27 protein-coding genes are annotated in these 18,866 nt (G+C 69.2%); 26 read left to right on the forward strand and 1 reads right to left on the reverse strand.

Annotated features, from left to right (window positions below; genetic code table 11):
- Positions 1-3: 3 nt before the first annotated feature.
- The 18 genes from BN1701_RS19015 to BN1701_RS19100 all read left to right on the forward strand — a co-directional run bounded on the left by BN1701_RS19015 (position 4) and on the right by BN1701_RS19100 (position 14,303).
- Positions 4-834: a hypothetical protein gene (locus BN1701_RS19015; RefSeq protein WP_054050711.1), complete on the forward strand. Its 831-nt coding sequence runs from the start codon at positions 4-6 to the stop codon at positions 832-834.
- Between the two features lie 45 nt (positions 835-879).
- Positions 880-1,575, forward strand: coding sequence for a hypothetical protein (locus tag BN1701_RS19020; RefSeq protein ID WP_054050713.1), 696 nt, complete (start codon positions 880-882; stop codon positions 1,573-1,575).
- Between the two features lie 13 nt (positions 1,576-1,588).
- A complete protein-coding gene (locus BN1701_RS19025) occupies positions 1,589-2,293 on the forward strand; it encodes a hypothetical protein (RefSeq protein ID WP_054050714.1) in 705 nt (234 codons plus the stop codon).
- A 24-nt stretch (positions 2,294-2,317) separates the two neighbouring features.
- Positions 2,318-3,358, forward strand: a complete 1,041-nt coding sequence (locus tag BN1701_RS19030; protein ID WP_054050716.1) for a major capsid protein — start codon at positions 2,318-2,320, stop codon at positions 3,356-3,358.
- 14 nt (positions 3,359-3,372) lie between these two features.
- The gene (locus BN1701_RS19035) at positions 3,373-3,753 is read left to right on the forward strand and encodes a hypothetical protein (RefSeq protein ID WP_054050718.1); all 381 of its coding nucleotides are present in this window, start codon (positions 3,373-3,375) and stop codon (positions 3,751-3,753) included.
- 6 nt (positions 3,754-3,759) lie between these two features.
- Entirely contained in the window at positions 3,760-4,176 is a 417-nt protein-coding gene (locus BN1701_RS19040) for a Gp19/Gp15/Gp42 family protein (RefSeq protein ID WP_054050720.1), read from the forward strand.
- Complete coding sequence (locus tag BN1701_RS19045) at positions 4,173-4,520, forward strand: head-tail adaptor protein (protein ID WP_054050722.1); 348 nt, start codon at positions 4,173-4,175, stop codon at positions 4,518-4,520. The genes BN1701_RS19040 and BN1701_RS19045 overlap by 4 nt, the downstream gene beginning before the upstream one ends.
- Positions 4,520-4,810: a DUF5403 family protein gene (locus BN1701_RS19050; protein ID WP_054050724.1), complete on the forward strand. Its 291-nt coding sequence runs from the start codon at positions 4,520-4,522 to the stop codon at positions 4,808-4,810. Before BN1701_RS19045 ends, BN1701_RS19050 begins: the two co-directional genes overlap by 1 nt.
- A gap of 9 nt (positions 4,811-4,819) precedes the next feature.
- Positions 4,820-5,236, forward strand: coding sequence for a hypothetical protein (locus tag BN1701_RS19055; RefSeq protein WP_054050726.1), 417 nt, complete (start codon positions 4,820-4,822; stop codon positions 5,234-5,236).
- Positions 5,237-5,252: 16 nt separating this feature from the next.
- Complete coding sequence (locus BN1701_RS19060; RefSeq protein WP_054050728.1) at positions 5,253-5,816, forward strand: hypothetical protein; 564 nt, start codon at positions 5,253-5,255, stop codon at positions 5,814-5,816.
- An 86-nt stretch (positions 5,817-5,902) separates the two neighbouring features.
- Positions 5,903-6,466 carry a hypothetical protein gene (locus BN1701_RS19065; RefSeq protein ID WP_054050730.1) on the forward strand — a complete coding sequence of 188 codons (564 nt, stop codon included), beginning with the start codon at positions 5,903-5,905 and terminating at the stop codon, positions 6,464-6,466.
- 65 nt (positions 6,467-6,531) lie between these two features.
- Complete coding sequence (locus BN1701_RS19070; RefSeq protein ID WP_054050732.1) at positions 6,532-6,870, forward strand: hypothetical protein; 339 nt, start codon at positions 6,532-6,534, stop codon at positions 6,868-6,870.
- Between the two features lie 4 nt (positions 6,871-6,874).
- Complete coding sequence (locus BN1701_RS19075; RefSeq protein ID WP_157368070.1) at positions 6,875-9,811, forward strand: hypothetical protein; 2,937 nt, start codon at positions 6,875-6,877, stop codon at positions 9,809-9,811.
- Positions 9,808-10,716 (forward strand): phage tail domain-containing protein, encoded by a 909-nt coding sequence (locus BN1701_RS19080; protein ID WP_054050737.1) that lies wholly within the window; start codon positions 9,808-9,810, stop codon positions 10,714-10,716. The genes BN1701_RS19075 and BN1701_RS19080 overlap by 4 nt, the downstream gene beginning before the upstream one ends.
- A gap of 15 nt (positions 10,717-10,731) precedes the next feature.
- Positions 10,732-11,901, forward strand: a complete 1,170-nt coding sequence (locus BN1701_RS19085) for a hypothetical protein (RefSeq protein WP_054050739.1) — start codon at positions 10,732-10,734, stop codon at positions 11,899-11,901.
- Complete coding sequence (locus BN1701_RS19090) at positions 11,898-13,070, forward strand: hypothetical protein (protein ID WP_054050740.1); 1,173 nt, start codon at positions 11,898-11,900, stop codon at positions 13,068-13,070. The genes BN1701_RS19085 and BN1701_RS19090 overlap by 4 nt, the downstream gene beginning before the upstream one ends.
- The gene (locus BN1701_RS19095; protein ID WP_054050742.1) at positions 13,067-13,855 is read left to right on the forward strand and encodes a hypothetical protein; all 789 of its coding nucleotides are present in this window, start codon (positions 13,067-13,069) and stop codon (positions 13,853-13,855) included. The genes BN1701_RS19090 and BN1701_RS19095 overlap by 4 nt, the downstream gene beginning before the upstream one ends.
- A 19-nt stretch (positions 13,856-13,874) precedes the next feature.
- Entirely contained in the window at positions 13,875-14,303 is a 429-nt protein-coding gene (locus BN1701_RS19100) for a hypothetical protein (RefSeq protein WP_054050745.1), read from the forward strand.
- Here BN1701_RS19100 and BN1701_RS19105 read toward each other — a convergent pair.
- Positions 14,300-14,752, reverse strand: a complete 453-nt coding sequence (locus tag BN1701_RS19105) for a hypothetical protein (RefSeq protein ID WP_054050747.1) — start codon at positions 14,750-14,752, stop codon at positions 14,300-14,302. The genes BN1701_RS19100 and BN1701_RS19105 overlap by 4 nt on opposite strands.
- Before the next feature lie 124 nt (positions 14,753-14,876).
- Here BN1701_RS19105 and BN1701_RS19110 point away from each other — a divergent pair, with 124 nt between their 5' ends.
- From BN1701_RS19110 to BN1701_RS19145, 8 genes are read left to right on the forward strand one after another with little or no spacing between them, the layout of a single operon-like run.
- Positions 14,877-15,107 (forward strand): hypothetical protein, encoded by a 231-nt coding sequence (locus tag BN1701_RS19110; protein ID WP_054050749.1) that lies wholly within the window; start codon positions 14,877-14,879, stop codon positions 15,105-15,107.
- Complete coding sequence (locus BN1701_RS19115; RefSeq protein ID WP_054050751.1) at positions 15,104-15,787, forward strand: hypothetical protein; 684 nt, start codon at positions 15,104-15,106, stop codon at positions 15,785-15,787. Before BN1701_RS19110 ends, BN1701_RS19115 begins: the two co-directional genes overlap by 4 nt.
- 5 nt (positions 15,788-15,792) lie before the next feature.
- A complete protein-coding gene (locus BN1701_RS19120; protein WP_054050752.1) occupies positions 15,793-16,728 on the forward strand; it encodes an N-acetylmuramoyl-L-alanine amidase in 936 nt (311 codons plus the stop codon).
- Positions 16,729-16,732: 4 nt separating this feature from the next.
- Positions 16,733-16,957 carry a hypothetical protein gene (locus tag BN1701_RS19125; RefSeq protein WP_054050754.1) on the forward strand — a complete coding sequence of 75 codons (225 nt, stop codon included), beginning with the start codon at positions 16,733-16,735 and terminating at the stop codon, positions 16,955-16,957.
- Complete coding sequence (locus tag BN1701_RS19130; RefSeq protein WP_054050756.1) at positions 16,957-17,226, forward strand: hypothetical protein; 270 nt, start codon at positions 16,957-16,959, stop codon at positions 17,224-17,226. Before BN1701_RS19125 ends, BN1701_RS19130 begins: the two co-directional genes overlap by 1 nt.
- 10 nt (positions 17,227-17,236) lie before the next feature.
- A complete protein-coding gene (locus tag BN1701_RS19135) occupies positions 17,237-17,581 on the forward strand; it encodes a hypothetical protein (RefSeq protein WP_054050759.1) in 345 nt (114 codons plus the stop codon).
- A 7-nt stretch (positions 17,582-17,588) separates the two neighbouring features.
- Entirely contained in the window at positions 17,589-18,509 is a 921-nt protein-coding gene (locus BN1701_RS19140) for a DUF4082 domain-containing protein (RefSeq protein WP_054050761.1), read from the forward strand.
- Complete coding sequence (locus BN1701_RS19145) at positions 18,506-18,793, forward strand: hypothetical protein (protein ID WP_054050763.1); 288 nt, start codon at positions 18,506-18,508, stop codon at positions 18,791-18,793. Before BN1701_RS19140 ends, BN1701_RS19145 begins: the two co-directional genes overlap by 4 nt.
- Positions 18,794-18,866 lie beyond the last annotated feature (73 nt).

Consider the following 18,866-nt stretch of genomic DNA (forward strand, 5'->3'; position numbering starts at 1 on the left):
CCGGTGGGCGCCCGCGAGCAGGACGCCCTGATCCGCCAGTTCGTGACCGGGCGCCGCACGCTTCGGTCCGCGTTGGTGGAGTACATCCGCCGCTGGTTCCTCACCTCGGAGTCCTTCCGGGACGCCGACGCCACCAGGTTCGTGAACCAGGTGGTTCCGGTGGCGTTGGGCGCGCAGCGGTCGATCGCGTCGGCGGCCTGGGCGTTCCAGGGCCGCATGCTGGCCGACCTGACCGGTGACCGGGCGGCGCCGGTGCCGTTGCGGGTGGATCAGGTCACCGGAGCCGCGCTGCGAGGCGTCGACCCTGATGTGGTGTACCGCAGACCGTTCAACGAGATCTACCGCCAGCTCGGCGACGGGAAGTCCCTGACCGAGGCTGTGACGGCCGGGGAGCGCCGCGCGAAGCTGATCGGCTTGACCGACCTGGAGTTGGCGGACACGCACGCGGCCCGCGAGATCCTGGCCACCGACCGCAGGCGGGCCCCGAGGTTCTTCCGCCGCGAGCTGACCGGCGACGAGAACTGCGGTCTCTGTGTCATCGCCAGCACGCAGCGGTACCGCACCGGCGAGCTGATGCCGATCCACCCTGGCTGCGACTGCGTGCCAGTTCCGATCGCCGCGACGAAGGACCCTGGCCAGGTCATCGACCGCGCCCTGTTGGACGCCGCGCACGTCGCGATCGAGCAGAGGTTCGGCAAGTCCGACGTGTCGGGTCGTGCACCGGACTATCGAAAGATCTTGCTGGTGCGTGAGCACGGCGAGTTGGGCCCGGTGCTAACCGTGGCCAAGCACAGGTTCACCGGCGCCGAGGATGTTCCCGCCGCCGCTCGATAGCGCGTTGCCGACACGGCGACCGTCCATACCCGACATGGGAGAGACATGCTCAAGCGCAGCAGGATGACCGGTTCTCGCTGGGCGCGCGTCATGCGCGACGGGAACGGCGACGGCGGCACCGGTGGCGGTGGCGGTGGCGGTGGCGGCCAGTCCGGCGGCACCACGGGTACCGGTGCGGGCGGCGATGGCGCGGGCAACCAGGGCAACGGCTCTGGTGCCGGGACCACCGACGACCGCGGCTATCCCGCGAATACACCGGTGGCGGAGATGTCCGCCGGTCAGCAGGCGGCCTACTGGAAGTTCCACTCGCGCAAGCACGAGGACCAGCTGAAGGGCCTCGGTCTGACTCCTGGCAAGGAGTCCGACGAGCTGAAGGACCTGCGGGCCGCTAGGGAAGAGCTGGAGAAGAAGCGCAACGCGGAGCTGTCCGATGTGGAACGGCTCACCAAGGAGCGCGACGACCTGGCCGCCAAGGCCCAGACGCTCGAGCTGAACAAGGTGCGAACCGACGCGGCCGCCGAGGCGAAGTTGCCCGCGGACCTGTGGGAGTTCATCACCGCGACCGACGCCGCCACGGCGAAGCAGCAGGCTGAGAAGCTGGCCGAGAGGCTGAAGTCGACGTCGCAGACATCCGGATTCGATCAGGGCCACCGTCCCGCACCGCCCGCCAAGGGCCGTGACGCAGGCCTCGCCGAAGCTCAGCGCCGATTCAAGAAGCCGGCCAACACCACCCAAACCTGACAGGGAGACCACCATGACCGACATCTCGGTGTGGAACACCCCGTACCAGGTCGAGGACCGTTCGTGGCTGTTGAGCCCGCACGGCACCGACCCCGGTACGACGCCGTCCATCGTCCTGGACGTGTCCGCGTTCACCGCGAACGTCCACTACCCCAACGGGTACATCCCGTCCGGCACGAACCTCGCCAAGTTCACCGCGAGCGGCCTGTACGGCCCGTACACGGTGTCCAACGAGGTGCAGACCATCACCGAGGGCGGCTCCGGTCTGACCTCGTTCACGCTCACGTGGAATGGGCAGACGACCGCGTCGCTCGACGACCAGGCCACCGCGGCGGAGATCAAGGCGGCGCTCGAGGCGCTCAGCAACATTCCGGCCGGGGCGATGACCGTCACTGGCAACCCGGGCGGCGTGTACACGGTCACCTTCGGTGGCGCGCTCGCGGGCACCGACGTGGCGCAGATGACGGCCACGCCGACCGGCGGCACGGGCACGGTGACGATCGCGACTACCACCGCTGGCGGCACCGAGGGTTCCGGCGGCCTGGAGGTGTGCGCCGGTCACCTGTTCGCGGCGACGAAGGTGCCGAACGTGGCGGACACGACGAAGGACGTCGGCGCCGCGCTGTTCGTCCACGGGTTCGTGAAGCTGTCGAAGCTGCCGTTCGGCCTCAACGCCAACGGGCAGGCCGACTGCAAGCTCATCCACTACGTGCCCTGACCGGCTGTCTGACTAGGAGAAATCATGATTGTCTTCGACGGCCCGGTCGCGCCGGATGCCATCACCACGTTCGTTCGGGAAGTGCCGACTTCGACGGCCCACGTGTTGGACCAGCTGCTGCCCAACAGGTACTTCAACGACAACGAGATCGACTTCGAGGAGCTGACGCGCACGAACCGCGTCGCGCGGTTCCGCACCTACGACGGTCGGCTGCACGTCAGCTCGCGGGACAGCGGGAAGACCTCGAAGGTCAAGCTGCCGCCCCTGTCCACCTCGCTGTCCAAGGGCGAGTACGAGCGGCTGCAGCTGGAGTTCGCGCGGACCGGCGGCACGAACAACGCCGCCCTCGAGCAGGCCATCTACAACGACTCGGAGAACCTCACCGGCGAGGTCCTCAACCGGATGGAGCTCGCCCGCGGCGACGTCCTCACGGACTTCAAGTTCACGATGATGGGCGACGCCGGTGAGCCCGGCGGCCTCGAGGCCGACTACGTCGCCCCGCCCGGGCACCTGGTCGCCCCGGGAACCCTGTGGTCGGACACCACGACCGCGACTGTCCTGTCGAACCTCGTGGCCTGGCACGACGTGTACGTCAACGACAACGGCTCCGGTGCCGGGTTCACGTGGACGTCCACGAAGGTCTCGCGGCTCATGCAGCGCAACAAGGAGATCATCGACGCGGTGCACGGCGCCACCGCGGGCCGCACGCGGGTCACCATCGGTGAGCTGAACGCGCTGCTGGAGTCCGAGGGGCTGCCGGCGGTGCGCACCTACGACGCCAAGGTGGACGTCGACGGGGTCACGACGTCGATCATCCCCGACGACCGGCTGATGTTCACCCCGACCGAACCGGGCAGCCTCGGCTACACCGCGTGGGGTATCTCGGCGACCGCGTTGGAGCTGGTCAACTCCAACCGGTCCGAGCTGTCCTTCGAGGAGGCGCCCGGCATCGTCGGCGTCGTCATCAAGGAGGGCCCGCCGTTCCGCGAGTTCACCTTCGTCGACGCCGTGGGCATGCCGGTCATCGCCAACCCGCGCGCCCTGATGGTCGCCGACGTCCTCTGATCGGAGAGCTCACGATGCGCAAGCTGATCACGCACGTCCATGTCACGGAGATCGGTGAGGACGGCAAGCCGACCGGCAGGTCGGGCACGTTCGGTCCCGCCGACGACCTGCCCGACTGGGCGCGCGCGGCGATCACCAACCCGTTCGTGTGGGACGGGCCGGTCGACGAAGCCGAGGTGCGCGAGGCGATGGTCACCGTTCCGCCCCTGCCGGACGGGGTGACCGGCGCCTCAGTGAGCACCGGTGACGAGGTCGACCCGAATCGCCCGCGGGGCAACGCGTCCCGCCCGGACTGGGCGGCCTACGCGGGGAGCCTGACTCCGCCGGTGGAGGTGACCGGGGCGATGAGCCGCGACGACATCATCGCCGCGGTCGACGCCAGGCCGAGGGGCTAGTTCGCCGTGGCCACGGTCTACGCGGACGTGTCCGACGTCCAGCAGGCGCGGGGCCAGGAGATCCCGGAGTCCCAGCAGGACTGGGTGCAGGGACGGGTCGACGCCGCCCACCGCAGGTTGCGGTCGGCGGCGCCTGGCCTGGACGCGCGTGCCGCCGCTGGCGCCCTTGATCCGGACCTGGTCAAGGACGTCATCGTCGAGATGGTGCTTCGGGTTCTACGCAACCCGGAGGGCCTCCTCCGCGAGAACGACGGTGACTACGGCTATGGCCGCAGCGAGCGGGTCGGCTCCGGCGTTCTCGAAGTGACGGCGGCTGACCTCGAAGTACTGGGCTATGCCGGGGCGTCGACCTACTCGGTCACCTACCCCGACGGAGGGTTGCCCCGCCCGTGGATTCCCGACCCGTGCCGGAGTCAACGGTGAGCCTCCTGGATGGCGGCCGGGAGACGGTGACCATCTTCGCAATGGTGGACACCGTCGACCCCGACGGCAACACCGTGCGGAAGCCGTCGGCGACCGGCGTCGCGGTCGCGGCGTCGGTACAGCCGATCGCGTCAACCGAACCCGCAGTGGCCGGACAGCAGACCGTCACCACCTACCGAGTCCGGTGCAACCGCAACCAGCTCGTACCGGTTGGCCCGTGGGCACAGGTCGCGTGGCGGGGCCGTGACTGGGATGTCGACGGCGAACCGGCGCGCTACACCGGATCGACAGCCACCGCCCACGTCGCGTTCAGGATCCGGGCCCGCGTGTCGGCGGCCGTCTGATGGCCAAGGTCTACGACGGCACCGACGACTTCGTCGCGCACCTACCCGAGGTGCGCTCGGAAGTCAGGAAGGTCGCGGAGCAGGGCGCCGCGCGGGCGACCGCGATCCTGGCGGGCCACAAGCACACCGGGGCCATGCACATCGAGGTCACCCACGGCATCAAGACCGACTCGTTCGTGTCGCTTGTGGACCCGGACGACGGTGCCGTCGCTGCTGAGTTCGGTCACATCTCCGAGTCCGGCCGCGCAGTGCCGGGCATCAACGTTCTGAAGACGGCCTTCGACCTCTAAGGAGGCCCGGTGACCTACCCCCGCCTGCTCCCGGATGTCGACGCACTGGTGACGGATCTACTGCGGCAGGCCCTGCCCGCGGCGGTCTCGATCCGCACGGAGCTCCAATCGGACATGCTGCAGCATCTGCCGTACGTACTGGTGGAGAGTTCGACGAGCGACGATCATCCGCGGTTCGGCGCGTCCGCTCTGGTCGAGGTGAACTGCTGGACCGGCGACTCGCGGAGCGGGTGCGCCGCGCTGGCCGAGGGCGTGCGGGTCGCGCTGTACCTGGCGCACCGCGCGCAGACGGTCCGCCCTGCCGGTCACCTGTCCACCTACAGCCTGCCCGCCCCCGGTATCCGCCGGATCCCGTCGGGTGCCACAGGGGTTTGGCGGTACGCCGCCACCTATCAGCTGGGTATCCGGCCACCGGCCGCGCCCTGATTCCTAAGGAGTCCACATGGGTCTCGACAACGGCGGTGTGGTCAAGCCCAGCATCGCTCACATCATGCTCGCGGCGGTCGACACCGTGGCGCCCACCGCGGCGGCGATCGACGGTCTGAGTGCGACCGCCCCTGTGCTGGCGGGGTGGACCAACTTCGGTCACACCTCGCTGGCCAACGACTTCTCCCCGTTCCTGGAGGGCGGCGAGTCGACGGTGGAAGGTAGCCGCCAGCTCGCGAAGCTGCGGGAGACGGTGGCCGCTACCACCGAGGGTCTCGTGGTCTCGTCGATGCAGACGACCTCGGAGATCCTGCAGCTCACCTACGGCGGGGGTACGACGCCCAGCGCTGGAAGGTTCGTGATCCCGTCGACGAGCACGCCCATCGAACGGGCAGCGCTCATCGTCTACTTCGACGGGAACGTCATCGTCGCCGAATACCACTCCAAGTCGTCGATCCGTCGTGACGGAGCGATCCGCAACGCCGCCAGCGGCTGGCTGGAGTTCCCGATCCGGATGACGTGGCTGCAGGGCGCGAACGCTGACGAGTGGATCGGCGAGACCATCGACGTCCTGGTGTGACCACTGACCCCTGGTGGCCGCCCGCTCGCAGGCCGGGCGGCCACCAGGCCCCACCCAGTCTGCGGCCATGAGGAAGAGAGCCTGCGATGTCCGAAGAGGACGAACAGTCCACGAGCCAACGATTCGCCGAAGAGGTCGCCGACGAGGCCAGGCCCTGGCCGGAAGACTGGCCCAACCTGCGCCCGTTCATCCAGCTGGATCGACGTGGGCGCGCCGACGTCATGACCGCTTACGCCACCGTCCTGGATCAGCTCCCCCAACTGCAGGGGGTCGTCGCCGATCAGGACCAAGCCGACCGCACCGAGCAGGACCCGGGTCGACCGAAGGCGAACGCCGGGCGACCCGCCTGGGCCGCCTACGCGGCCACCAAGGATGTGCGCGTCACCAAGGACATGGGGCGTGACGCGATCATCGCCGTCGTGGACGCGTCCGACCCGAAGACCCATCGAAAGATGGCCGACGACGCCCGCAAGTTCGCCCTGATCTCCAGGGTCGTGGCTGACCTGGTCGATGCGCTCTCACCGTGCGCGAACGACCAGGCCGCGTTCACGATGTGGGCCGACAAGGCGCCGGACACGGTGGTCCTGTCGATGTTCATGCGCTACGTCAGGTCGTCCCAAGCCCCGGAAGCATCCAGCTCGTCGAGCTGATCGACGCGCACGGCGAGGACCTGGAAGCCGACTTCCAGCACTACCACGGGATCGACCTGCGGGACGTGTACCGCGGGACGCTCACCCCACGCCGTGCGCTCGCGCTCGCCGAGCGACTCCCCGAAGGCGGCGCCTACTGGGCGCACGTCGCGGAGACCACTCCGCACGACCCGACCGTGGTCGACACGTCGAAGCCGCTGCCGTGGATGGGATGGACGTATGAGCGGTTCCTGCTCCAGTCCATCTTGGACGCCTTGAACGGGGCGAACTGGCAGCGCGGCGGCGGCAAGGGCAAGCAGCCGCCGCCGGGACGTAGGCCACAACTGAAGACGCCGACCGGCCGCGACCGGATGCGGCGAGCCGCACGGCCACCCACCAGCACTTCACGACGGCGAGGGGGGTAGGTCGATGACGAGTCCGGGCGGGGTCGAGCGGGGGCGGGTGTCCGTCCGAGTCCTCCCGGACACGTCGCATTTCAGCACCGAGCTGAAGAAGTACTTGGAGCGGGTCGAGAAGACCCTCAAGGTCGAACTGCCTACGGTGCTGAACACCCGCGGTATCGAGCAAGGCGTGCAGGCGGCCAAGGAGAAGGTCGAGCGGTCGGCGCCTGCGAAGGTGCCGATGACGGCGGAGAACCCGATCGACGCCCGCTTCCGGTCGAAGATGCAGGACGACCTGCGGAAGTTGACCAACGATCTGGCGATCGACCTGCCTGCCGGGATCCAGGGTGATCAGCTTCGCCGGGATCTGGGTCGGCAGATCAGCGAGATCGAGCGGACCCTCAAGATCGAGGTGCCCGCGAACCCGGCGCAAGCCGCCGCTTTGAGGGCGAAGGTTCAGCGGCAGATCGCTGCGGTCGAAGCGGTTGTTCGCCCGCTCTCGGTGGATCTGGAGCCGAAGCTCGGGTCGACGGCGCGGTTGCGGGCCGAGCTGGCGGCGATCCGGACGACCATCGGTGACCAGCAGATCAGGTTCCGCCCGGAGATCGATAGGGCAAGTCTGGCGACTTTCGTCGGTCAGATCGCCCAGATCGGCACGGCACTGACCGCCGCGGGACTGGGTGCGCTGGCGGGCACGGCCGCCGCCGGTGGACTCGTCGCTGTCGCGGCCGCGGTGTCCCAGGTGGTTGGCGCGCTCGCCGTGCTGCCCGCTGTCGGCGCCGCGGGTGCGGTCGCGTTGGGCGCGCTGGTCATCGGGTTCGAGGGCATCGGCGAGGCGATCTCTTCGGCGGGTGACCCGGCGAAGTTCGCGGAGGCGCTCAAGGCCCTGTCCCCGGAGGCGCGCGAGGCGGCTCTGGCGTTCAAGGCGTTGGGCCCGCAGGTCGAGGCATTCCGCAAGGCCGTGCAGGACGCGCTGTTCAAGGACGTCGCCGAGACGATAACCGCGCTGGCCAGGACCCAGCTTCCTTTGCTGCGCTCGGGCTTCCGCGAGACCGCCGAGCAAATCAACGGCATGGCGCGGGAGTTCGCTAAGTTCCTTCAGACCCCGCAGGCAATGGCCGACACGGGCCTGATCTTCCAGAACATCAACCTCGCGTTCCGCGAGCTGCGCCCGGCCGCGGCACTGTTCGCTGAGGCGTTGCAGGACATCGTCGCGGTCGGCTCGGAGTTCCTCCCAGGTTTCGCCGGTGGGCTCACAGAGGCCGCCGGACGGTTCCGGGACTTCATCAAGGAAGCCCGCGAGTCCGGCAAGCTGAAGGAGTTCATCTCCAGCGGGCTGTCCGCGCTCGGTGACCTGCTCACGATTCTGGGCAACGTCGGCCGGGCGATCGGCAACATCTTCTCCGCGGGCCGTGACACCGGCGGCGGGCTGCTGCAGATCCTGAAGGACGTCACCGAGTCGTTCGCGAACTTCACCGGTTCCGTCGAGGGCCAAGAGGCGCTGCACTCCTTCTTCGACGCCGCGGCGAAAGCCGCGCATGCGTTGCTGCCGATCCTGGAGACCGCGTTCGGGATCTTCGCGAACCAGATCGCGCCGATCCTAGCCGAGGTGGGCACCATCATCGGGCCGCCCGTGACCCGCCTCCTCGAGGGGATCGGCAGGGCTCTTGAGGTTGCACGGCCCGGGATCGAAGCCTTCGCGACGGGCTTTGGGTCCTTTCTGGACGCTTTGACCGAGAGCGGTGCGCTGGACGCTTTGGGCCGCTTGGCGCAGGTTTTGGGTGAGCAGCTGGGTTTTGCGTTGCAGCGCTTGGGTCCTGTGCTGGCGCCCGTGATCGAGCTGCTCGCTGATTCGCTTGCGGATGTGCTACCGATCATCGTTCCTGCGCTGGTCGACTTCGTCACCGAGTTCGCGAAACTTCTTCCGATTCTAGCCCCCTTGCTACCTCCCTTGTTCCGCTTGGGCGCCGAGATCCTGACTGTGCTGGCAGACGCGCTGCGAGTCCTAGCGCCACTTCTCGAGCCACTGATCGCTCTGCTGGTCCCGCTGCTCGAGTTCCTCGTTTTCATCGTCGACTTGATCGGCAAGGCGGTAGTCGGTCTTGGCAAGGCCGTCGAGATCGGCATGGGCTATCTCGACGGCAGCCTGGGCGCGCAGAAGTCGTTCCACCAGAAGTCGGTGACCGAGTTCGACAAGTGGCGCGCGGAGATGGAAGGCCACTTCAGCGAGATCGGCGTCGGACTGGATGGTCTGGTCGGCGGGTTCGGCCGCGCGGGCCTGGCCATCAAGGGCGAACTAGTTACTGCGGCGGGAGCGGCCACCACCTACCAGTTGGAGACCGACGCCGCGTTCAAGGGCACCGTGCAGTCCACTGCGGACAACGTGGCGTTGATGCTGGAGGAGTTGCTGTTCGGCGAGCGTGAGGCTGGCCAAATTGGACTGGGTACCGGTCTGGCTTACACCGCGGGGCAGCAGATCGGGTTCGCCTCGGCCGAGGCTGCGGCGAAGGCCGCTGTACTGCGCGTGCTGACACCGCTCGACGCGGCCGCCCAGCATGCCGTGCAGGCCGGTCTGGCGCTCGCTAACGGGTTCGCGCAGGGCATCCTCGCCGGGCAGGCCGCGATCGCGCGGGCGGCCGCTGCGGCGATGGCAGCGGCCGCCCGCTACATGCCGTCCAGCCCCGCGAAAGAGGGCCCGTTCAGCGGGAAGGGGTGGACCCCGTTCCGCGGGCAGGCGCTCGCCGAGGGCCTGGCCGACGGCATGGTGTCGCGCGTCTCCGCCGTTCGGGCCGCGGCCGCCGCGCTGACGACCGCCGCGTCGGGTTCGTTGGCGATCAGCGGCACCGGCGGCGCGGGCTCCGGCGCCCAGACCACGTTCAACCTGTACCAACAGCCCGGCCAGGACCCGGCGTCCGTGGCCGCCGAGGTTGACCGCAGGCTGGCCTTCCAGGGGAGGCTGACGTGACCGCGTGGCTCGACGTCGAGACGTGGCAGGTCGACGGGCTCTTGTTCGGGTCCACGGTGGACGGCGCCGAGTACGTCGTGCGGGAGGTCACCGGCTGGTCGTCGTCGGCGGCCCCGCGGACCGCGCGCATCCCGCGCCCGGCCGCTCACGGGTCCTACCGGTCACCGAACTGGAAGGGCGACCGGGTAATCACGCTCGCCGGCTATGTGGCTGTGGACGACAAGGTGATGGCGCTGGCCGTCGAGCGGCGCCTGGAGCGCCTGTGCGGTGACCCGGAGATCCTGTACCCGCTGCGGCACATCGACTCAACGTCCGGTGAGGACCTGACCCTGTGGGTGGAGCTCGACGCCGCGATCTTGGTCAACACGAGGTATGACCTGTCGCCGCTGCAGGTGGACTTCTCGTTGCAGGTGGCCGCGTCCGACCAGCGTAAGTACACGTCCACGGCGTCCACCGCGTCCACTGGGCTGGCGACCCCGGCCGAGGGCGGCGTCGCGTGGGACGGAACCGCGGGCGGCACCGGCACCGAGTGGAACGGGCCCGCTGGGACGACCGGCTTGGAGTACCAGACGACGGGCGGCACGCTCGGCACGGTCGACTTGGTCAACGCGGGCACCGAGTCGACGCCGGTGAAGTTCACGATCACCGGCAACGTCACGAACCCGTTGGTGCGCAACCTGACTACGGGCGAAGTGATCGCCTACGGCGGCACGCTCACCGCCACCGACGTGCTCGTCATCGACACCGGTACCGGCGCGGTGACGCTCAACGGCGCGAACCGTCGACCCCAGCTGACGCGCGCCGACTTCTTCCAGATCCCGCAGGGCACGACCCGAATCCAGTTCGAGGGCACCGCGGTGTCCGGCACTCCCCAGCTGTTCGCCGAGTGGTACAGCGCCTACTGAGACCTGGAGGACCCTGTGGCCAGTAGCTCGGTCGGCAACCTCGCCGACGCCATCCCCCTGCTCGACGACGCGGGCGGCGGCTCCTACATCCGCGGCCGAAACACCGCGGCCGACATCCGCGCGGGCCTGGTGCTCGGCCTGACCGCCCCGTCGGCGTCGTCGGCGTCCGCCCGGCAGGGAGTGTTCGGTCGCAAGTGGAACGTGTCGTCCGACCGTTGGGAGGATCTGTTCGTCCGGGCCGACGGCTCGCCCACGCGGAACGTGATCGTTCAGGCCGGTACGGCGATCGTCACCAAGTCTGGCAGCCCCTACATCACCTGGGTCGCCGCTGACACCACTGTGCAGCTGTCCAACAGCAACGGCGCGAACCCGCGCATCGACCTGGTCTGCGCACGTGTGTGCGACAAGGGCACCACCCCTGGCGACCCGGTCCACGGCCCCGTCATCTGGCAGGAGGAGGGCACCCCGGCAGGGTCGCCGGTGGCGCCCGCCACCCCGGCGGGCGCGATCGTGCTCGCCGAGGTGTTTCGCGCGGCCGGTGCGACCGGCGATCAGTTGGTGCAGGGCAACATCACCGACAAGCGCAAGGGCACCGCATGGCACGGCACGCCGCGGATCCTGCTGCCAGGTGACTCGCTGGCGGACGCGGGCGGATACCACGACGAACTGCGACGCCGCACCGGTTCGTTCGTCGCCGCGCCGTTGGTGACCGCCGGGTACATCGACCTGATCGACCGCTGGTCCGATGAGGACTCGAAGTGGCACGGCACCCAAGAGCTTGTTCACGCCGCTGAGCTCGGCGCGAACTCGGCGCTGGAGTTCGTCGACTACTCGGTGATGAACATGGTGCTGCCCGACCCAGGGTGGGATTACAGGATCGTGTCGGGTGTCGACTGGCACGGCTTGTGCGGCAGCCCCGTCACCTTCACCGTATCCGCCAAGCTCACGTCGATCGCGGGCACTCAGATCGGACGCCCGTTTGTCTACTCGGCTGGCAGCGCCGGCTCTGACGGTGTGGCCGGGCCGCCCGCGCACGCGGACCTGAACTCGTTCCGCAGCGGCCGATCGGCCGTACTCTCCGGATCGCAGACCGTGCACATGGCGGTTAACCGCTTCGCCGGTGCATCTGGCGTGCGCACCTGGTCCGTCGGTACGGGCATGACCCTCCGGCAGGTTCCGGCGTGACACTCGTCCCGCGACTGTTCGCCTTCGAGACCCGCACCGGCAGAGTCATCACCGACCTGCCGTACGAGGGCACGCCGAAGTGGGAGGCCGGTGTCACCGCCATCGGCAAGGTCGAGGTGTCGATACCGATCGACCAGGTCGGCAAGAAGGAACTGCGCGCGCTGATCGACCCGTGGCGGATCAGCTTGGGATTCGCGCGAGGCCAGCAGATCCTTCAGGCCGGGCCGATCATCCCGGCCGCTTTCTCCGACGCCCCCGGCGCCGCGACCCTGCGGGTGGCCTGCGCGGGCCTGTGGCGGATCTTCTACTCTCGGCACCTGCTGAACGCGGCGTGGGATGGTGTCAACCCGGCCGCGGTGTCAGCCGATGTCAACATCGGCCCGGTCTCATTGCACACCATCGCGAAGCGGGTCGTGTCGCTGCACCTGGCGCGCGCCCAGCACGACCTGCCGATCGACTTCCCCGCGGACATCGCGGGCAGCCACAACCGCGCGTATCCCGGATACGACCTGGCCAGCGTCGGCGAGCGCCTGGCCGAACTCACCCAGGTCCAGGGCGGCCCGGAGATCGAGTTCCGACCCGTGTGGACGGACACAGTGCAGCGATCGACGGTGCGCTGGACCATGCGGATAGGTGCCCCGTCCAGCGATCCGCTACGCGACGGGCGCCTCGGCCGCCTGGACTACCCGCACGCCTGGGACTATGGGCAGGCGCTCGTCCAACTCGACGAGGACATCGACGGATCCCGTCAGACCCACCACCGCATCGAGCGCGGCAACGGCATGGAACGCGCGCTGCTCGTCGGGGTCGCCTCCGACACCCAATACCCGGCCGCCGGGTGGCCCTACCTGGAAGACGTGGGCGGCACCCACACGTCGGCCACCGACACAGCGACGCTCGGCTCCTGGGCCGCGGGGGCGATCAGCACCTACCGCGTGCCGACGGTCACCTGGTCTGCTGTCGTGCGAATGGACGGCACCGACGGGCAGGGCCGCGCCACCGGCGCCCCGGACCTCGGCGAGGTCGAGGTGGGAAACAACGCCATGTTCGGTGTCAGCGGGCACCGGTGGATCCCGGACGGCCACTACCCGGCGCGGATCGTCGGCATCAAGTCCGAGGGCGCCGACACCGCGCGGCTAGTCCTCGCACCGCTTCAGGGGGCAGCGTGACCAACCCGACCAACCCCGGCCCGCTGCCCGCCCGCAACGAGGTCGTCGAGGACCGACTCGCCCGCATCGAGCAGCTGCTACGGGAGATCCCGCGCAAGACCCTCTACTCCGCGTCCATCGGCGCCGGTGGCCTGAAGATCAGCGACGACGGGTCGCTCACCGTGTTCGACTCGAACGGTGTCGAGCGCGTGTTCATGGGTTCGTCGTCGTTCTACGAGGGATTCACCCAGCCTGTGGTGTACTTCCGCGACGGGAACGGAAAACTCCGGTTCGCCATCTACGACCCGCTACCGGTAAGCGACGGCTACCAGCCAGTGGTGTGGACGTTCGACCACCTTGATCACGTCGCGTTCACGACTGACAAGAACGGCGGCATCGCCGAGCCGCACCTCAGTGTGCCGTTACTTCAGAGGTTCCGGGACAGCACCTTCGGGTCGGACGCGCCGGAGTCCGACCCGACGCTCCCCGTCAGCGCGCTCGGAACGCTGAAGACCTGCTACGAGGGCCGCATCTCCAAGGTCAGCCACCCACGGATCGCCATTGACGGTGCGTGGGGCCGGGTCACCGGTGGCACCGGCGTCCCGACCTACAGCCTGCGCCTCAATGGTGTCGAGGTCGGCACCTGGTCCCAGACCTCGTACACCACGGCGTTGAAAGGGCCCTACGACATCACCGACTACCTCGGCCAGTCGAACGTCTCTGTGCGCCTTCAGGTGTCCGCGACCGGCACTGGCACGGACCGGGTGGCGGTGGCGCCGTACGGCTGCTGGATGAGGCAAACCTAACCGGAGAGGCGCGAGCAGCATGTGCACCAGCAAGACTCAGGATGAGTTCGCTCTACAGATTCAGGTGGGCGGCGGCGGGCCGTCCTTCCCGTATGCCACGGCCACCGCGATTCGCGACCACCTGCACGGTCTCGACGCGATCCGATACGACACCGACCCTCCGGATGATTCGGTGGTCGCGTCGGTTGGCGCGTCGTCACTGCCACTGATCGGCGCCGGGTCGAGCTACACCGTGCTGGTGGCCCTGCACCCGGCGCAGCCTTCGGCCGAGTACGAGGCGGTCGCGACGGTCATCGGCAGCGGCGGTCTGTTGGGAGGGCAACTGGCGGTCGAGGTCGTCGACCAGTCCGCGGGCACGGTGTCGGTACACGTCACGAACACCGATGTGCTGGCCCCGATCCTCGCGGGGCAGGCGACGGTGGCTGTGGCCGCGGCCGGGATCGGCTAGCGCCACTCGACGAAGTGTGGGTTCGAGGGCGTGCAGCCCTCGCCTTCACCGCTGTACCAGTGCTGTCCGTCCGGGTTGTAGCACCACGCGGTCTGCGCGCCGGGTTGAGTCGCCCCTGCCGGTGTGGTGGTCAGCACGGGAGCAGCGGTGGTGGTGACCTCGGGTTCAGTGGCGGCGACCACGGGTGCCTGTGGCTGCTGGGCCTTGACGGCCTTCGCGGCGGTGGTCGTGGTGACGACAGGCGCGGCAGCGGCCGGGGCGGCGGTGGTCGTGGTCGTGGCCGTGGTCGACGCGGTGCTGACCGGCGTCGTGGCCTGGACCTGGACAACGTCCCCGGCGGGCTGGACCGGCTGCTGCTCGGGTGCGTTGCCGCCGAACGCGATGGCGAGGCTGACGACGGCGGCACCGACCGCGGCGAACACGCCGCCGATCGCGAGCTTGGACTGCATGTGATCTCCCCTGGTCACGGGCCGACAGGCCCGACCCGCATATCGGAAAGGACGCACCTGCCGCTACCTCGGTTGCGGGCAGTCACCCAAATGGAGGCATGACTAGTGGACCGAGGAGGGCGGGGTGAATGAACTCGCTGCGCTGCTCACAGCCGTCGGGGGACTGGTCACCGCGATCGGCGGGACGTTCGCGCTGGTGTGGACGACCGTCCGCACGTCGAAACGTGAGCGTGAGTCGGCCGCGCCCACGGTGGCACAGGAACTGGCCGACGCGATGCGCGATGGGGACCTCACCGCGGACGAGCTCGAGGGGATCGCGAAAGGGATGCGCGAACGAGGTGAGCAGCAACCGTGACCGCTGACGACGTGGCGGCGAAGATCGCCGCCGAGACACCTGGTCGACTGAAGGATCACCGCGGGCACCGGGCGATGTGGGCCGCCATCGGCATCACCGTGCTCGGCCTGCTGGTCGCTGTCCTCGCCGCGGTTGTCTACGTGGGCGAGACGCGGAGCCGGGACGCCGATCAGGACCGCACCATCTCGGCGTTGGAGGCCGTCGCCGAGGACAACGGGGCGATCGCCCGCCAGCTGTCGGAGCAGATCCGCGGCATGGGTGGCACACCGGCTGTGGTGGCTCCGGAGCCGGGTGAGCGTGGACCGCGCGGCGAGCCGGGCGAGATCGGCCGGACGGGCCTTCCCGGAAGGGATGGTCGTGATGGCGTCGACGGCCAGTCGCCGCCGTGTCTGGCTGAGCCCACACAGTGTCGCGGCACGGACGGCGTTGACGGGCGTAACGGCGTCGACGGGCGTGACGGTGCCAACGGCACCCCCGGCGTCGACGGCTCGCCTGGTGCGGACGGCGCCCCGGGTGAGCGGGGCCCCGACGGCGCACCGGGGCCGACGTGCCCAACGGGGTACGAGCCGCGTCCTGCGCTGATCGTCGGGCCGGACGGCTCCACCTATCAGGGTGTGGCGTGTGTCGACCCGAGCACGTCCACGCCGCCGCTTCCCGGCAATGGCAACCGAAGGAGCTGACCCGAGTGATCCCGACGAAGAACTTCTCGTCCCGCGGAGGCGCGACGGTACGGCTGATCGTCGCGCACACGGCCGAGGCCGCGCGCACCGCCGAGGCGCTGGGCAACTACTTCGCCAACGTGTCGCGCAACTCGTCGAGTCACGTCGGCATCGACCACGACGGCACCGTGCCCTACGTCGACTACGACAAGGCGGCCTGGACCCTGCGGTCCGGCAACGCGATCAGCGACAACGCCGAACTGTGCGCCTACGCGATGATGACCCGCGATCAATGGCTCTCGACCGAGACGATCAGCTTCTGGCACCCCGGCCTGAAGAGGACGGTGTGGGTCGACAACCCGCGGGCCATCCTCGAACGCACCGCACAGTGGATCGCGGAACGGTGCCGTGCGCGCGGCATCCCGCTGCGGAAGCTCACCCCGAAGCAGGTCGCCGCCGGTGAGGCCGGGGTCATCGGGCACATCGACTGGACGCTCGGCATGGACGACGGCAGCCACGTGGACCCCGGCGACAACTTCCCGTGGGACCACGTCATGGCCCGGGCCGGGGCCTACTTCAATAACACCGAGGAGGACGACATGCTCGATGACGAACGGAACGCGGTGATTTCGACCCACGCGGCCATCTTCTACAAGGGTGGCGCGCAGGGCGATCAGTCCATCATCGAGCGCCTGGTCGAGGCGCAGCGCAACGGGCGCGCCACTCTGGTGAAGCTCGACGCGCTGGCCGGGGTCCTGTCCGACGACGAAGCAAACATCCTCGCCGCCCTGCGCTCTGACTCCGCCCAGGACTCGCAGGCCGTCGCCGAGCAGCTCGCGCCGCTGCTGCTCGAAGGCGGGCTGCTCACGCGGCTGTCCGATGAGGACATCGCACGCGTCGTGGAACGCGGAGCCGACGAGCAGGATCGCCGCGCCCGCGAGCGCGCCAACCAGGAGGTGTGACCGCATGTCCATTCAGATCACGGCGAAAGTCATCTGCCAGTCCAAGCAGGCGCACGGTGAGGACGAGGTCTCGCTGACGTTCCAGGCGGACTATGAGGACGGCCGCAACAAGGAGTGGGCGAAGTACACGCCGTCGATGTCCATCTCGACCACGATGCGTGGCTCGGTCGGCGACCACTTCGAGCCCGGCAAGTCCTACCTGCTGACGTTCACCCCGGAGGAGGTGTGATGGGCGCGCCCATCGAGGACCTGGACCGGCCGCGGCCGGTCCGCATCACCGCATTCGCCGGCCTCCTGGCTCAAGCGCTGCTCGTTGTCGCAGCGCTGATCTGGGCGCTGTCGCCAGCGCTGGTCGCCGCCATCGTCGGCGTCATCGCCGTCGCGCAGACCGGCGGCTGGCTGTGGGTGGAGAAACAGGTGACGCCGATCTCGGAGCCGCGCAACGACGACGGTGTGCTGCTCGTGCCCCTGAACCCGCGCTCGGCGCGAGAGGTCTGAGGAGAACGTTATGGGCTTCACCGACACCGCCAAGCAGACGGCGCTGGACGCCGTGGCCGCGGCCGCGGCGTGGATCACCTTGCACACGGCGGATCCCGGCACCACCGGGGCCAGCGAGGTCGCGGGCGGCGCCTACACGCGCGAGCAGACGACGTGGGCCGCGTTCGCTGGCGGTTCCCGCGTGGGCTCCCAGGTGACGTTCGACGTCCCGGCCGGGGTGACCATCACCCACTGGGGGATCCGCACCGCCGCTTCGGGCGGAACCTTCTACTACGGCGGGACCCTGTCCGCGTCCGAGACCTTCGGCGCGGCCGGACAGTACCTGTTCACGCCGACGCTGACCGCCACCGGCTGAGCGAACTGTGGCCGACTACACGGCGTTCCCCAGCGCGACCGGACCCGGATCTTCGGTCGCCGACTCGCCGGTCAACCTGGGCGTCGAGTTCAAAGTCACCTCGACCGCCTGGCTCAAGGGGATCCGGTTCTGGCGCGCGGACACCGACCAGGACGGCTCGATCCAATGCCGCTGCTACCAGGTGGTGACCTCCAGTACCGGCAGCGCGGTGTCCGGATCGGACGGATCGTTCACACTGACCGGCACCGGGTGGCAGGACGTCATTTACGGCACACCGATCGCGCTGACCGTCGAGCAGCGGTACAAGGCGATCTGCCACTTCCCGTCCGGTCTGTGCTTCACCGCGAACTACTTCAACGCCGGTGGCCCGGCCGAGAACGGCATCACGAACGGGCCGCTGCACGTGTTCGGCACCAGCACGGCCACCGGCGGATTCCAGGGCAGCTACAACTACAACAGCGGCCTTGCCTACACCGACAACGGGGTCGCGACGAACTACTGGGTCACGCCCATCGTGACCGACACCGACCCCGCCGGGCATCCGCCCGGCAACGGCACCGCCACGCTCGCGCTGTCCACGTCGCGGACCGGCGTGAAAGTCGCAACCGGGATCGGCGCCGCGGCCCTCGCCCTGTCCGCGTCGGGTGCGGGCATCGCGAGTCGGAGCGGTCTTGCCGCCGCCCAGCTCGGCCTCGCCGCGTCCGCTGCGGGTGTCCACCGCGGCACCGGCGCCCGCTCCTCCCCGCTGAACCTGGCGGCATCGGGCATCGGGCATCATCGTGGCGTCGGTGCCCGCGCGGCGGTACTTGGTCTGTCGGCGTCGGGCGCGCTGCCGGGCCAGGATGTCGACGTGGTGGTCGGCCCGCTGGAGACCAGGTGGGCCATGGTCCTGGACTCGGGCCGGTGGCGGATGGAGGAGGACGCATGAGGATCTCGTCGCAGGCCACCGAGTACCTGCGGGCGCTCGTCACGGTCGACGGCGCGACACCGCCGCCATCCGACCTGGTGCACTTCGCGTTCCTGGCGGCGGGGTGGCCGGTGCCGTCGACGACATGGCACGTCGGGGCGTGGGTCGACGGGAAGGCGAGGATCCTCGTCGGCCCGGGCGCCGGCGGCCTGGTGGTCCCGCTCGGCTCCTACAGGGTGTTCCTGCGGGTGACGGACAACCCTGAGATCCCGATCGACCAGGTGGGGCAACTCACCATCTACTGACCATCCCCGGGCGCGACGCGGCCCCCGCTGGACCTTCACCGGTCCGGCGGGGGCCGCTTTCGTCATGCCAGGT

The organism is Alloactinosynnema sp. L-07 (genome assembly GCF_900070365.1).
In the GTDB taxonomy this organism is placed as follows: Bacteria; Actinomycetota; Actinomycetes; order Mycobacteriales; family Pseudonocardiaceae; genus Actinokineospora.

What these genes read in the sequence shown, in the direction of transcription:
- BN1701_RS19020 (WP_054050713.1), top strand. Translation starts at nt 880, where the DNA reads ATGCTCAAGCGCAGCAGGATGACCGGTTCTCGCTGGGCGCGCGTCATG.
- BN1701_RS19025 (WP_054050714.1), top strand. Translation starts at nt 1,589, where the DNA reads ATGACCGACATCTCGGTGTGGAACACCCCGTACCAGGTCGAGGACCGT.
- BN1701_RS19030 (WP_054050716.1), top strand. Translation starts at nt 2,318, where the DNA reads ATGATTGTCTTCGACGGCCCGGTCGCGCCGGATGCCATCACCACGTTC.
- BN1701_RS19035 (WP_054050718.1), top strand. Translation starts at nt 3,373, where the DNA reads ATGCGCAAGCTGATCACGCACGTCCATGTCACGGAGATCGGTGAGGAC.
- BN1701_RS19050 (WP_054050724.1), top strand. Translation starts at nt 4,520, where the DNA reads ATGGCCAAGGTCTACGACGGCACCGACGACTTCGTCGCGCACCTACCC.
- BN1701_RS19060 (WP_054050728.1), top strand. Translation starts at nt 5,253, where the DNA reads ATGGGTCTCGACAACGGCGGTGTGGTCAAGCCCAGCATCGCTCACATC.
- BN1701_RS19065 (WP_054050730.1), top strand. Translation starts at nt 5,903, where the DNA reads ATGTCCGAAGAGGACGAACAGTCCACGAGCCAACGATTCGCCGAAGAG.
- BN1701_RS19075 (WP_157368070.1), top strand. Translation starts at nt 6,875, where the DNA reads ATGACGAGTCCGGGCGGGGTCGAGCGGGGGCGGGTGTCCGTCCGAGTC.
- BN1701_RS19100 (WP_054050745.1), top strand. Translation starts at nt 13,875, where the DNA reads ATGTGCACCAGCAAGACTCAGGATGAGTTCGCTCTACAGATTCAGGTG.
- BN1701_RS19105 (WP_054050747.1), bottom strand. Translation starts at nt 14,752, where the DNA reads ATGCAGTCCAAGCTCGCGATCGGCGGCGTGTTCGCCGCGGTCGGTGCC.
- BN1701_RS19125 (WP_054050754.1), top strand. Translation starts at nt 16,733, where the DNA reads ATGTCCATTCAGATCACGGCGAAAGTCATCTGCCAGTCCAAGCAGGCG.
- BN1701_RS19130 (WP_054050756.1), top strand. Translation starts at nt 16,957, where the DNA reads ATGGGCGCGCCCATCGAGGACCTGGACCGGCCGCGGCCGGTCCGCATC.
- BN1701_RS19135 (WP_054050759.1), top strand. Translation starts at nt 17,237, where the DNA reads ATGGGCTTCACCGACACCGCCAAGCAGACGGCGCTGGACGCCGTGGCC.
- BN1701_RS19145 (WP_054050763.1), top strand. Translation starts at nt 18,506, where the DNA reads ATGAGGATCTCGTCGCAGGCCACCGAGTACCTGCGGGCGCTCGTCACG.